This is a genomic window from uncultured Anaerotruncus sp. (assembly GCF_902490045.1).
GTDB lineage: Bacteria > Bacillota > Clostridia > Oscillospirales > Ruminococcaceae > Anaerotruncus.
Genome location: NZ_CABUCJ010000068.1, coordinates 1 through 13,558, shown reverse-complemented (window position 1 = coordinate 13,558; position 13,558 = coordinate 1). Strand labels below are relative to the sequence as shown.

Sequence of the window (13,558 nt, the reverse complement as noted above, 5' to 3'; positions counted from 1 at the left end):
CCTTTTTCACGCGCGGAAAAAAGCGGCCGCCCGATGGGCGGCCGCTTTTTATGGAATCTTATTCGTTGATCTTGATGACGACGCCCGAACCGACGGTACGGCCGCCCTCACGAATCGCGAAGCGGAGGCCTTCCTCGATCGCGATCTCGGTGATCAGCTCAACGTCCATCTCGACGTTGTCGCCAGGCATGCACATCTCAACGCCCTCAGGCAGGGAGACGACGCCGGTCACGTCGGTGGTACGGAAATAGAACTGCGGACGGTAGTTGTTGAAGAACGGGGTGTGACGGCCGCCCTCTTCCTTTTTCAGGATGTAGACCTGGCCGCGGAACTTGGTGTACGGATGGATCGAGCCGGGTTTGCAGAGAACCTGGCCGCGCTCGATCTCGGTGCGCTGAATGCCGCGGAGCAGGGCGCCGATGTTGTCGCCCGCCTCGGCGTAGTCGAGGATCTTGCGGAACATCTCGATACCGGTGACGACGGTCTTCTTCTTCTCGTCGGACAGACCAACGATCTCGACCTCGTCGCCCGTCTTCAGCTGGCCGCGCTCAACACGACCGGTGGCGACGGTGCCGCGGCCGGTGATGGTGAAGACGTCCTCAACAGGCATCAGGAAAGGCAGGTCGGCCTTGCGCTCCGGGGTCGGAATGTAGTCGTCGACAGCGTCCATGAGCTCGAGGATGCTGGCATACTCGGGCGCGCTCGGGTCGGTGCTGGCGCACTCGAGGGCCTGCAGCGCGGAACCCTTGATGATGGGGATGTCGTCGCCGGGGAAGTCGTAGCTGGAGAGCAGCTCACGGATTTCCATCTCAACGAGCTCAAGCAGCTCGGGATCGTCGACCTGGTCGACCTTGTTCATATAGACGACGATATAGGGAACGCCGACCTGACGGGCGAGCAGGATGTGCTCACGGGTCTGGGGCATCGGGCCGTCGGCGGAGGAGACGACGAGGATCGCGCCGTCCATCTGCGCAGCGCCGGTGATCATGTTCTTGACGTAGTCGGCATGTCCCGGGCAGTCGACGTGCGCGTAGTGGCGCTTGTCGGTCTCATACTCAACGTGCGCGGTGTTGATGGTGATGCCGCGCTCCCTCTCTTCAGGGGCCTTATCGATCATGTCATACGCTTCGAACTGGGCCTGTCCCTTCATCGCGAGGACCTTGGTGATCGCCGCGGTCAGCGTGGTCTTGCCGTGGTCGACGTGTCCGATCGTACCGATGTTGACATGGGGCTTGTTTCTTTCAAAATGTGCCTTTGCCATCGAAAATTTCCTCCCTTATGATCAAGAATTTTATTTACGGGGATATTCCTGTGCCGGCGCTGGTAGTCCGCCGGGCCTGATGCTTGTATTCTACCAATTTGCAGGGGAAAAAGCAAGTCTTATTCGGCTTTTTTGCCCCTGGAGGACATAATTCCTTCCGCGATCGACTTCGGAACCTCGATGTAGTGGCTGGGCTCCATGACATAGTTGCCGCGGCCCTGCGTCTTGGAGCGCAGGTCGTTGGAGTAGCCGGACATCTCGGAGAGCGGGACGAACGCCCTGATCTCCTGCGCACCGAAGACGGCGTCCATGCCCTGAATCTGTCCGCGGCGGCTGTTCAGGTCGCCGATGACGTCGCCCATGTAGTCCTCCGGCGTGGTGACGGAGACCTTCATGATCGGTTCGAGCAGGACCGGGTCGGCCTTCTGCATGGCCATCTTGAACGCCATCGAGGCGGCGATCTTAAACGCCATTTCGGAGGAGTCGACCTCGTGGTAGGAGCCGTCGTAAAGGGTGACCTTCACGTCGACGACCGGATAGCCGGCAAGCACGCCCGCCTGCATCGCGCCCTGAATACCCTGGTCGATCGGACCGATGTATTCCTTCGGAATGGCACCGCCCACGATCGCGTTGACGAACTCGTAGCCCTTGCCGCTCTCGTTGGGTTCGATGCGGATCTTGACGTGGCCGTACTGGCCCTTACCGCCCGACTGGCGCGCGTACTTGTGGTCGACGTCGGCCAGCTTGCGGATGGTCTCCTTGTAGGCGACCTGCGGCTTGCCGACGTTCGCCTCGACCTTGAATTCACGCAGCAGGCGGTCGACGATGATCTCCAGGTGGAGCTCGCCCATGCCCGCGATGATCGTCTGGCCGGTCTCCTGGTCGGTGTAGGTGCGGAAGGTGGGGTCCTCCTCGGCCAGCTTGCCGAGGCCGATCGCCATCTTCTCCTGGCCGGCCTTGGTCTTCGGCTCGATCGCCAGGTTGATGACCGACTCGAGGATGAGCGGGTGCTTGGGGTCGCAGAGCGTGTCGCCCGTCGTGGTGTTCTTGAGCCCGACCGCCGCCGCGATGTCGCCGCAGTAGCAGACCTCAAGGTCCTTCCGGTGGTTGGCGTGCATCTGCAGGATGCGCCCGATTCGCTCGGTCGTGTCCTTGTTCGGGTTGTAGACGCCCGAGCCCGCCGCCAGCGTGCCGGAATAGACGCGGAAGAAGCAGAGCTTTCCGACATACGGGTCGGTCGCGATCTTGAAGGCGAGCGCGGAGAACGGCTCGTTGTCGCTGACCTTGCGGTCCTCTTCCTCCCCCGTCTCGGGGTTGGTGCCCTTCACGTTCTCGATGTCGGTCGGAGCCGGCATGTAGTCGACGATCGCGTCGAGCAGCTTCTGGACGCCCTTGTTCTTATAGGAGGTGCCGCAGCAGACGGGGACCATCGTGTTGGCGATGGTGGACTTGCGGATCACCGTCTTGATCTCGTCGGTGGTGATCTCCTCGCCCGCAAGGTACTTCTCCATGAACGCCTCGTCGCACTCGGAGAGGTGCTCGAGCAGTTCCTCGCGGTACTGCTCCGCCTTCTCGCGCATGTCCTCGGGGATCTCCTCGACGCGCATGTCCTTTCCAAGGTCGTCATAATAGACGTCGGCCTTCATCTCGATGAGGTCGATGATGCCCTTGAACCAGGTCTCGGCGCCGATCGGAAGCTGGATCGGGACGGCGTTGCATTTGAGGCGCTGGCGCATCATGTCGATGACACGGTAGAAGTCCGCGCCCATGATGTCCATCTTATTGACATATCCCATGCGCGGGACATGGTATTTGTTCGCCTGGCGCCACACAGTCTCCGACTGGGGCTCGACGCCGCCCTTGGCGCAGAAGACGGTCACCGAGCCGTCGAGCACTTTCAGCGAGCGCTCGACCTCAACGGTGAAGTCCACGTGTCCGGGGGTGTCGATGATGTTGATGCGGTGGCCCTTCCAATAGCAGGTGGTCGCGGCGGAGGTGATCGTGATGCCACGCTCCTGCTCCTGCGCCATCCAGTCCATTGTCGCCGTGCCCTCGTGGGTCTCACCGATCTTGTGGTTGATGCCTGTGTAGTACAGGATACGCTCGGTGGTCGTCGTCTTGCCGGCGTCAATGTGGGCCATTATGCCAATGTTGCGGGTTAATTCCAGAGATACGTCTCTAGGCATAGTGTCCTCCCTTAATTTGCTTTCCGACGCCGGAACAGCTGACGCTGACGCCGCCGGGGAACGAAATAAAACACTCCGCGCCGCCGCTCACGCGGCCGCGCAAAGAAAGCGGATTACCAGCGATAATGTGCGAACGCCTTGTTGGCTTCGGCCATCTTGTGGGTATCCTCGCGTTTCTTGACCGCGCCGCCCTGCTGGTTGAGAGAGTCCATGATCTCGCCGGCAAGGCGCTCTTTCATGGTCTTCTCGCCGCGGTTGCGCGAATAGGTGCAGAGCCACCGCAGGCCCAGGGTCTGACGGCGCTCCGGCCGGACCTCCATAGGCACCTGGTAAGTCGCGCCGCCGACACGGCGGGCCTTGACCTCCAGCACGGGCATGATGTTTTCCATCGACTGCTCGAACGCCTCCAGCGGGTCTTTGCCGGTCTTTTCCTTGACAATGTCGAATGCACCGTATACAATCTTCTGCGCCACGCCCTTTTTGCCGTCATACATGATGTTGTTGATCAGGCGTGTCACCAGCTTGGAATTGTACAGCGGGTCAGGCAAAACGTCACGTTTTGCAATTTGACCTCTTCTTGGCACTTCGCTTCCCTCCTTCATAATTAGTATGAAATCATTGGTACTCGAAAGTGACAAAACTCCCGTTCGTGCCAATCCCGGCTGCACACATCTATATGTTAGCCTGAAACTGGCAGATTATCAGTTGTTTTATTACTTCTTGGCACCAGCCTTCGGACGCTTCGCGCCGTACTTGGAACGGGCCTGCATCCTCTTCGCAACACCTTGCGCGTCGAGCGTACCACGGATGATGTGGTAACGAACACCAGGCAGATCCTTGACACGTCCGCCGCGGATCAGCACCACGCTGTGTTCCTGAAGGTTGTGGCCGATACCCGGAATGTAGGACGTGACCTCAAATCCGTTGGACAGCCTGACCCTGGCGACTTTTCGCAGCGCAGAGTTCGGTTTTTTCGGGGTCGAAGTACGGATAGCCGTGCAGACGCCGCGCTTCTGCGGGGAAGTCTGATCGATGGCGACGCGCTTCTTGGCGTTCCATCCTTTCAGCAGCGCAGGAGCCGTGGATTTCTTTGCGGTAACCTCTCTACCCTTACGTACGAGCTGGTTAAAGGTTGGCATATTGCACCTCCTTACATAATAATAGACTTTATTTCCACGGGGCGAAGCTGGCGCTCCGCCCCGGTGAAATCTGGTAAATGAGTCAATCTCACAGTTTTTAATTATAGCTCTTCCGCTCGCATCTTGTCAATACGTACGAAAGATTTTTGAAAAATTCAGAGGAATTCACAAGCCCGTTCAGACGGTCTGCATGTCGTCGCTGCTCAGCGAGCCGATGAAATCGTAGTCGCTGCGGTCCGTGTGGCCCTCGGCGGTGTTCACGACCTCGAGGCAGTCGTAATCGATCGTGCCCGTGCCGGCCGGCACCAGCTTGCCGATGATGACGTTCTCCTTGAGGCCCTGGAGCTTGTCGACCTTGCCCTTGATGGCCGCTTCGGTCAGCACGCGGGTCGTCTCCTGGAAGGAGGCCGCCGACATAAAGCTCTCGGTGGCGAGCGACGCCTTGGTGATGCCCAGCAGCACCGGGATGCCGGTCGCGTGCCGGCACTCGCCGCCGTCCTGCGCGCACCGCGCGTCGAGTTCCGCGTTGATGCGGGCGAGCTCGGTCTTGTCGATGTTCGAGCCGGTGATCAGCGCGGTATCGCCGCCGTCGTCGATCTTCACCTTGCGCATCATCTGGCGGACGATGACCTCGATGTGCTTGTCGTTGATGTCGACGCCCTGCGTCCGGTAGGTGCGCTGGACCTCCTTGATCAGGTAGTCCTGCACCGCCAGATGCCCGGAGACCGTGAGGATCTCATTGGGCTCGACCGCGCCCTCGGTGATCTGCTCGCCCTTCACGACCCGGTCGCCCTCCGACACGCGCAGGGTGGAGCCGTAGACGATCTGCCGCTCGAACCGCTCGCCGTCGTCGGCGGTAACGACGACGAAGTCGCCGCCCTTCTGGTCCTTCTCGAACGAGACGACGCCGTCGAGGTGGGAGATGACCGCGCTGTTCTTCGGCTTTCGGGCCTCGAACAGCTCCTCGACGCGCGGAAGACCCTGGGTGATGTCCGCCGCCGACGCGATGCCGCCCGTGTGGAAGGTACGCATCGTCAGCTGGGTGCCCGGCTCGCCGATCGACTGCGCCGCGATGATGCCGACCGCTTCGCCCACGCCGACCGGCTGGCCGTTCGCGAGGTTCGCGCCGTAGCATTTGGCGCAGACGCCGATCTTCGCCTCACAGTTGAGGGGGGTGCGGATCTTCACCTCGGTGAAGCCCGCGTCACGGATGCGCCGGGCGTCCGCCTCGGTCATCATGCGGTCGCGGGTGACGAGCACCTCGCCCGTCCTGGGATCGACGAGGTCGTCGGCCACGTAGCGGCCGATCAGGCGCTCGCACATATCCTCGATGACGCGGCCGCTGTCGACAATGTCGCAGACGACGATGCCCTCATGGGTGCCGCAGTCGTGCTCGCGGATGATGACGTCCTGCGAAACGTCGACGAGGCGGCGGGTCAGGTAGCCCGAGTCCGCGGTGCGCAGCGCCGTGTCGGCCAGGCCCTTGCGGGCTCCTCGGGAGGAGTTGAAGTATTCCAGGATGTTGAGTCCCTCGCGGTAGTTCGCCTTGATCGGGATTTCGATCGCGCGGCCGGAGGTGTTGGCGATCAGGCCGCGCATACCGGCGAGCTGGCGGATCTGGTCCATCGAACCGCGGGCGCCCGAGTCGGCCATCATGAAGATCGGGTTGCGCTCGTCGAAGGTCTTCTGGAGCGCGTCCTTGACCTTCGCGGAGCACTCGTTCCATGTCGAGACGACCCGCTCGTAACGCACGTCGTCCGAGATGAAGCCGCGGTCGTACTGGCGCTTGATCGCGTCGACCTTTTTATCCGCCTCGGCGATGTACTGCGCCTTCTCGGGCGGGATGACCGCGTCGGAGACCGAAACGGTGATCGCGCCCTTGGTGGAGTACTTGAAGCCCTGCGCCTTGATGCGGTCGAGCATCTCGGAGGTCTTGGCGGTGCCGTAGGTGTGGATGCAGCGGTCGATGATCTTCCCGAGCTCCTTCTTGCGGACGAGGAAGCCGATCTCGAGGTCGAAGACGTGGTCCGGGTCGGTGCGGTCGACATAGCCGAGATCCTGCGGGATGGGGTCGTTGAAGATGATGCGGCCGACCGTCGTGTCGACGATGTGGGAGATACGCTCGTCGCCCACCTGCTTGGTGATGCGCACCTTGATCGGCGCGTGCAGGCCGACGACGCCCGCCTGATAGGCCATGGTGGCCTCGTTGAAGTCGCGGAAGACCTTGCCGGCACCCGGCTCGTCGTCGCGCACCATCGTCAGGTAGTAGGAGCCGAGCACCATGTCCTGCGTCGGGACGGTGACGGGCTTGCCGTCGGAGGGCTTGAGGAGGTTGTTGGCGGCGAGCATGAGGAAGCGGGCCTCCGCCTGCGCCTCCGCCGAAAGCGGGACGTGCACGGCCATCTGGTCGCCGTCGAAGTCGGCGTTGTAGGCGGTGCAGACGAGCGGATGGAGCTTAAGCGCGCGGCCCTCGACGAGGACCGGCTCAAACGCCTGGATGCCCAGGCGGTGGAGGGTCGGGGCGCGGTTGAGAAGCACGGGATGGTCCTTGATGACCACCTCCAGCGCGTCCCACACGTCCTTGACGGTGGCGCGCTCGACCATCTTGCGCGCGTTTTTGATGTTGGTGGCGACCTTGAGGTCGACCAGCCGCTTCATGACGAAGGGCTTGAAGAGCTCGAGCGCCATCTCCTTGGGCAGGCCGCACTGGTACATCCGCAGCTCCGGCCCGACGACGATAACCGAACGGCCCGAATAGTCGACGCGCTTGCCGAGCAGGTTCTGGCGGAAACGGCCCTGTTTGCCCTTGAGCATGTCGGAGAGGGATTTGAGCGGGCGGTTGTTCGGCCCGGTGACGGGGCGGCCGCGGCGGCCGTTGTCGATGAGCGCGTCGACCGCCTCCTGGAGCATCCGCTTCTCGTTGCGCACGATGATGTCGGGCGCGCCGAGCTCAAGCAGCTTCTTCAGGCGGTTGTTGCGGTTGATGACGCGGCGGTAGAGGTCGTTCAGGTCGCTCGTCGCGAAGCGGCCGCCGTCGAGCTGGACCATCGGGCGGATGTCGGGCGGGATCACGGGGATCACGTCGAGGATCATCCACTCGGGGCGGTTGCGGCTCTGGCGGAATGCTTCGACCACCTCGAGGCGCTTGAGGAGCTTGACGCGCTTCTGGCCGGCGGCGGTCTCGAGCTCGGTCTTGAGCTCGTCGGAGAGCTGGTCGAGGTCGATCTCGGCGAGCAGCTCCTTGATCGCCTCCGCGCCCATGCCGGCGCGGAAATCGTCCTCGTAGGCCTCCTTGAGGTCGCGGTATTCCTTCTCGGAGAGCAGCGTGTACTTCTTGAGGTTCGTGATGCCGGGGTCGATCACCACGTAGGACGCGAAGTAGAGCACCTTCTCCAAAAGGCGGGGGGACATGTTTAAGAGGAGCCCCATGCGGGAGCTGGTCCCCTTGAAATACCAGATGTGGCTGACGGGCGCGGCCAGCTCGATGTGGCCCATGCGCTCGCGGCGGACCTTGGCGCGGGTGACCTCGACGCCGCAGCGTTCGCACACCTTGCCCTTATAGCGGATGCGCTTGTAGCGCCCGCAGTAACACTCCCAGTCCTTGGTCGGTCCAAAGATCTTTTCGCAGAAAAGGCCTTCCCGTTCCGGCTTGAGGGTGCGGTAATTGATGGTTTCGGGCTTCTTGACCTCTCCCCATGACCACTCGCGGATCAGTTCGGGCGACGCCAGTCCGATTTTTATCGATTCAAAAACGTTGAATTCCAAATGCGAACCCCTCTCTTCTAATCAGTGTGGACGCGCCGGTGATTCTGTTGTGCGCGCCTCAGAAACTGTCGTCCTCACTCGCGATGCCGTCCAGGCCGAGCGCCTCGATCGGGTCGAAGCTCTCCTCGAGGTCCGTGTCCCCCAGGTCCACATCGAGCAGGTCGATGTCCCCCTCGGGTTCGCCCTCCGTGTCGGGATGCTCGATGTCGAAGCCGTCCTCGAATTCGGAGGCCACCTCGACGCCGTCCATCAGCGAGTCATCCACAGGGGTCAGCCCCATATTTTCGTCGTCGTCGAACGTCTGCTTGAGGTCGATCTCCTGATCGTCCTTATCCAGCACGCGCACGTCCAGGCCGAGCGACTGGAGTTCCTTGATGAGCACCTTGAACGATTCCGGGATTCCCGGCTTCGGCACGTTCTTGCCCTTGACGATCGCCTCGAAGGTCTTGACGCGGCCGACCACGTCGTCCGACTTGACCGTCAGGATCTCCTGCAGGGTGTAGGCGGCGCCGTAGGCCTCCAGCGCCCACACCTCCATCTCTCCGAAGCGCTGGCCGCCGAACTGCGCCTTGCCGCCCAGCGGCTGCTGGGTCACGAGGCTGTAGGGGCCGGTGGAGCGGGCGTGGATCTTGTCGTCGACCAGGTGGTGGAGCTTGAGGTAATACATGTAGCCGACGGTGACCGGGTGGTCGAACAGCTCGCCCGTGCGCCCGTCGTGCAGCCAGGTCTTGCCGTCCCGCGGCAGGCCCGCCTGCTCAAGGCAGTCGGCGATGTCGTTTTCGTTCGCGCCGTCGAAGACGGGGGTCATGACCTTCCAGCCGAGCTCGGCCGCCGCGCGCCCGAGATGGACCTCGAGCACCTGGCCGATGTTCATGCGGCTCGGAACGCCCAGGGGGTTCAGGACGATGTCGAGCGGGCGGCCGTCCGGCAGGTAGGGCATATCCTCCTGCGGCAGCACCCGGGAAACGACGCCCTTGTTGCCGTGGCGGCCGGCCATCTTGTCGCCGACCGAGATCTTGCGCTTTTGGGCGATGTAGCAGCGGACCACCATGTTGACGCCCGGCGAGAGCTCGTCGCAGTTCTCGCGGGTGAAGACCTTCACGTCCACGATGATGCCGTATTCGCCGTGCGGCACGCGCAGGGAGGTGTCGCGCACCTCGCGCGCCTTCTCGCCGAAGATCGCGCGCAGCAGGCGCTCCTCCGCGTTGAGCTCGGTCTCGCCCTTGGGCGTGACCTTGCCCACGAGGATGTCGCCGGCGCGCACCTCGGCGCCCACGCGGATGATGCCGCGCTCGTCGAGCTCCTTGAGCGCGTCGTCGCCGACGTTGGGGATGTCGCGGGTGATCTCCTCGGGTCCCAGCTTGGTGTCGCGGGACTCGATCTCATATTCCTCGATGTGGATCGAGGTGTAGATATCGTCCTTGACGAGGCGCTCGTTGATGAGCACCGCGTCCTCGTAGTTGTAGCCCTCCCAGGTCATGAAGCCGACGAGCATGTTGCGCCCGAGGCTGATCTCGCCGCCCGCGGTGGAGGGTCCGTCCGCGATGACCTGGCCGGCCTCGATCCGCTCCCCCTTCGCGACGATGGGGCGCTGGTTGATGCATGTCCCCTGGTTGGAACGCATAAACTTGATCAGGTGATAGGGGTGGCGCTCGCCGTCGCCGTCGCGGATGACGACCTCGTCGGCCGACACCGCGTCCACGACGCCCGAGTGCTTGGAGACGACCGCGACGCCCGAGTCGACGGCGGATTTGTATTCCATGCCCGTCGCCACGATGGGCGCCTCCGGCACGAGCAGCGGCACCGCCTGGCGCTGCATGTTCGCGCCCATGAGCGCGCGGTTGGCGTCGTCGTTCTCGAGGAAGGGGATCATCGCCGTCGCGACCGAGACGACCATCTTCGGCGAGACGTCCATGTAGTCGACCTTCTCGCGCTCGCAGACCATGACCGCGTCGCGGTAGCGGACGCTGACCTTCTCGTTGGCGAACCTGTGGTCGTCGGTGAGCGGCTCGTTGGCCTGCGCCACGATATACATGTCCTCGATGTCGGCGGTCATATACTCGACCTCGTCGAGCACCACGCCCGTCTCCTTGTCGACGCGGCGGTAGGGCGCTTCGATGAAGCCGTATTCGTTGATCTTCGCGAAGGTCGCGAGGTAGGAGATCAGTCCGATGTTCGGGCCTTCAGGGGTCTCGATCGGGCACATGCGGCCGTAGTGGCTGTAGTGCACGTCGCGGACCTCGAATCCGGCGCGGTCACGGGAGAGGCCGCCTGGTCCGAGCGCCGACAGGCGGCGCTTGTGGGTGAGCTCCGCGAGGGGGTTGGTCTGGTCCATGAACTGGGAGAGCGGCGAGGAGCCGAAGAACTCCTTGATCGAGGCCACGACCGGACGGATGTTGATGAGCGCCTGCGGGGTCACGACGTCCATGTCCTGCGCCTGGGTCGCCATCCGCTCGCGGATGACGCGCTCCATGCGGGAAAAGCCGATGCGGAACTGGTTCTGGAGCAGCTCGCCGACCGAGCGGATGCGGCGGTTGCCGAGGTGGTCGATGTCGTCCACCGTCCCGATGGCGTGGCCGAGCCCGCACAGGTAGTTGATCGAGGCGAAGATGTCGTCCTTGATGATGTGCTTGGGGATGAGCTCGTCGCGGCGGGAGGCGATCGCCTCCCGAAGCGCGTCCTCCCCCTCGCTCTGCTCGAGAATTTCGCGCAGCACGGCAAAGCGTACCTTCTCGTTGATGCCGAGAGGCGCGCAGTCGAAGGACACGAAGTCCCTGATGTCCACCATGCCGTTGGAGATGACCTTGAGCTCGCGGTCCTCGCCGAGGCTCAGGTATACGGTGTCCGCGCCGCTGCGGCCGATCCGTTCGGCCAGCTCGCGGGAGAGCACCGTGCCGGCGTCCGCAATCAGCTCGCCGGTCATCGGGTCCGCCACCGGGCGCGCGAGGGTGTTGCCCAGGATGCGCGGCGGCAGGGACAGCTTTTTGTTGTACTTGTAGCGGCCGACCTTGGAGAGGTCGTACCGGCGGGGGTCGAAGAAGAGCGCGTCGATGTGGCTCTGGGCCGAATCGACCGTCGGCGGCTCGCCGGGGCGCAGCTTGCGGTAGACCTCGAGCAGCGCCTCCTCGGTGTTGGCGGTGGGGTCCTTTTCGAGCGTCGCCATCACCCGCTCGTCGTCGCCGAAGAACTCGATGATCTGCTCGTTGGAGCCCAGGCCGAGCGCGCGGATGAAGGTGGTCACCGGCAGCTTGCGGTTTTTGTCGATGCGGACGTAGAAGACATCGTTGGAGTCGGTCTCATATTCCAGCCACGCGCCGCGGTTGGGGATGACGGTGGCGCTGTAGAGCTCTTTGCCGCTCTTGTCGTGCGCCGCGCCGTAGTAGACGCCCGGCGAACGGACCAGCTGCGAAACGATGACGCGTTCCGCGCCGTTGATGATGAAGGTGCCGCTCTCCGTCATCAGCGGGAAATCGCCCATGAAAATATCCTGCTCTTTGACCTCGCCGGTCTCCTTGTTGAGCAGGCTCGCACGCACACGCAGGGGAGCGGCATAGGTCGCGTCGCGCTCCTTGCACTCCTCAATGGTGTACTTCGGCTTGTCGTCCAGACGATAGTCGATAAAATCGAGCACCAGGTTGTCCTGATAATCGGTAATCGGCGAAACGTCCTTGAACACCTCTTTGAGCCCCTCGTCAAGGAACCACTGGTAGGAGTTCTTCTGCACCTCGATCAGGTTCGGCATCTGCAGAACCTCGTCGATGTGCGCGAAACTCATACGAGTCGTTTTGCCCTGCGTTACTGGCTTGACATTCACCATAGGCTTTGCTCACTCCATTCTTCTGATTTACGCCCCGGAAAATTTTTTGCGACCCGGGACGTACGATCCGCCGCGCCCGGCACCGGCGCCAGAGATATCTATCCACAATGTTGTGCAAAACAGACAGGATTTCAAAGAATCTCCCGTAAATTTTGCAGTTCACTATTGCCAAATCTGTCGAAACGTGCTATAATTTTTTTAAATCTCCGCAGAAATAGCCATTTTGATACAGTATATTAGTTTACCACATCCGGTCAATCCTGTCAAGGAAAACCGTATGCTCCAATCCGACAAAAAACCGGCCCGCTGGGCCGGTTTTTTTGATGATCCGGCGGCGCGGCCGGAAAGCCGCCCTCCGTTTTATGACCAAAAACCGGCCGCCCCGCGGGCGGCCGGTTTTCGGTTCAGAGCAAATTGTAGAGGAGCGGCACGAGCACCGGCACAAGCGCCGTGAGCACCACGCCGGAGATCACCGCGATCAGCGCCGTCTCGTCGTCGGTCGCCCGCGCGATCACCGGCAGGGTGGTGTCCATCGCGGTCGCGCCCGACGGCGCGACCACCGCGTAGCGCCCGAAATGCCGCGCCACAAAGGGGATCATCAGAAAGGCCATCAGCTCGCGCAGGACGTTGGTCATGAACGCGACCGTCCCGAGCTGCGCGCCGCCGAGCCCCCGCAGGATGACCGCCGACACGCTGTAGAAGCCGAACCCGGAGGAGACGGCCGCGCTCTCGTTCACCGGCATCCCAAGGAAAAAGCCGAGCAGCAGCCCGCCCGCGATCGAGCCGACCGCCACTCCGAAGGGGATGACGAGGATGCGCACGTTGTATTCGCGGATTTTGCGGAAGACCGTCTTGTTGGTGCCCACCTCGATGCCGACCGAGAGGAGCAGCAGCATGAGCGCGTAGGACATGAGCCGGTCCATCACCGGGACCGCCTCGGGCGGGAAGAGGAAGCACCCGCACAGGATGCCGAGCAGGAGGCTGCCGAGCGCAAAGAGGATCATTCCGCATCCTCCTTTTCCCGCTCCCGCCGCGGCAGGGCGATCCGGGAGAGTATGTAGACCAGCAGCACCGAGCCCGCGATCGTGGCGGCCGCGAAGAGGAGGGCGCGCACGCCCGCCGTGCGCAGATCGGCGAGGAAGGTGGGGCTGCCAGCCATCGACGCGCCCATCGAAAAGAGGGTGAGCGCGATGCCCGCCGTCTGGAGCCAGCCGTTGAGCCGGAGCCATCTGAGCGGGAAGACCGTCACGCCGATGAGAATGCCGGCCGCAAAGTAGACGATCAGTGAAAAGGGGCCTAAGAAGTCAAACAAATCAACCATCCTGACTGTTGGAAAATCTGCCGCGCCCCGGCGGCCGGGAGGCCGCCGCCCGCGGCGGCGGACGGCGGG

The 13,558-nt window shown here is 62.7% G+C and carries 8 protein-coding genes; all 8 read right to left on the bottom strand.

Annotation, left to right across the window (positions count from 1 at the left end):
* Positions 1–58: 58 nt before the first annotated feature.
* Complete coding sequence (tuf, locus tag RDM88_RS08355) at positions 59–1,261, bottom strand: elongation factor Tu (RefSeq protein WP_308754402.1); 1,203 nt, start codon at positions 1,259–1,261, stop codon at positions 59–61.
* A 119-nt stretch (positions 1,262–1,380) separates the two neighbouring features.
* Complete coding sequence (fusA, locus tag RDM88_RS08350) at positions 1,381–3,447, bottom strand: elongation factor G (RefSeq protein WP_308754401.1); 2,067 nt, start codon at positions 3,445–3,447, stop codon at positions 1,381–1,383.
* Between the two features lie 113 nt (positions 3,448–3,560).
* On the bottom strand, positions 3,561–4,031 hold the full coding sequence (gene rpsG / locus RDM88_RS08345) for a 30S ribosomal protein S7 (protein WP_308754400.1): 471 nt from the start codon (positions 4,029–4,031) through the stop codon (positions 3,561–3,563).
* Positions 4,032–4,160: 129 nt separating this feature from the next.
* A complete protein-coding gene (gene rpsL / locus RDM88_RS08340; protein WP_006873007.1) occupies positions 4,161–4,586 on the bottom strand; it encodes a 30S ribosomal protein S12 in 426 nt (141 codons plus the stop codon).
* A gap of 177 nt (positions 4,587–4,763) precedes the next feature.
* Complete coding sequence (gene rpoC / locus RDM88_RS08335) at positions 4,764–8,351, bottom strand: DNA-directed RNA polymerase subunit beta' (protein WP_308754399.1); 3,588 nt, start codon at positions 8,349–8,351, stop codon at positions 4,764–4,766.
* 58 nt (positions 8,352–8,409) lie between these two features.
* Positions 8,410–12,168, bottom strand: coding sequence for a DNA-directed RNA polymerase subunit beta (rpoB, locus tag RDM88_RS08330; protein WP_308754398.1), 3,759 nt, complete (start codon positions 12,166–12,168; stop codon positions 8,410–8,412).
* 404 nt (positions 12,169–12,572) lie between these two features.
* A complete protein-coding gene (locus RDM88_RS08325; protein WP_308754397.1) occupies positions 12,573–13,172 on the bottom strand; it encodes a lysine exporter LysO family protein in 600 nt (199 codons plus the stop codon).
* Positions 13,169–13,480, bottom strand: coding sequence for a LysO family transporter (locus tag RDM88_RS08320; protein WP_308754396.1), 312 nt, complete (start codon positions 13,478–13,480; stop codon positions 13,169–13,171). Before RDM88_RS08320 ends, RDM88_RS08325 begins: the two co-directional genes overlap by 4 nt.
* Positions 13,481–13,558: the final 78 nt, after the last annotated feature.

What these genes read in the sequence shown, in the direction of transcription:
- tuf (WP_308754402.1), bottom strand. Translation starts at nt 1,261, where the DNA reads ATGGCAAAGGCACATTTTGAAAGAAACAAGCCCCATGTCAACATCGGT.
- fusA (WP_308754401.1), bottom strand. Translation starts at nt 3,447, where the DNA reads ATGCCTAGAGACGTATCTCTGGAATTAACCCGCAACATTGGCATAATG.
- rpsL (WP_006873007.1), bottom strand. Translation starts at nt 4,586, where the DNA reads ATGCCAACCTTTAACCAGCTCGTACGTAAGGGTAGAGAGGTTACCGCA.
- rpoB (WP_308754398.1), bottom strand. Translation starts at nt 12,168, where the DNA reads ATGGTGAATGTCAAGCCAGTAACGCAGGGCAAAACGACTCGTATGAGT.
- RDM88_RS08325 (WP_308754397.1), bottom strand. Translation starts at nt 13,172, where the DNA reads ATGATCCTCTTTGCGCTCGGCAGCCTCCTGCTCGGCATCCTGTGCGGG.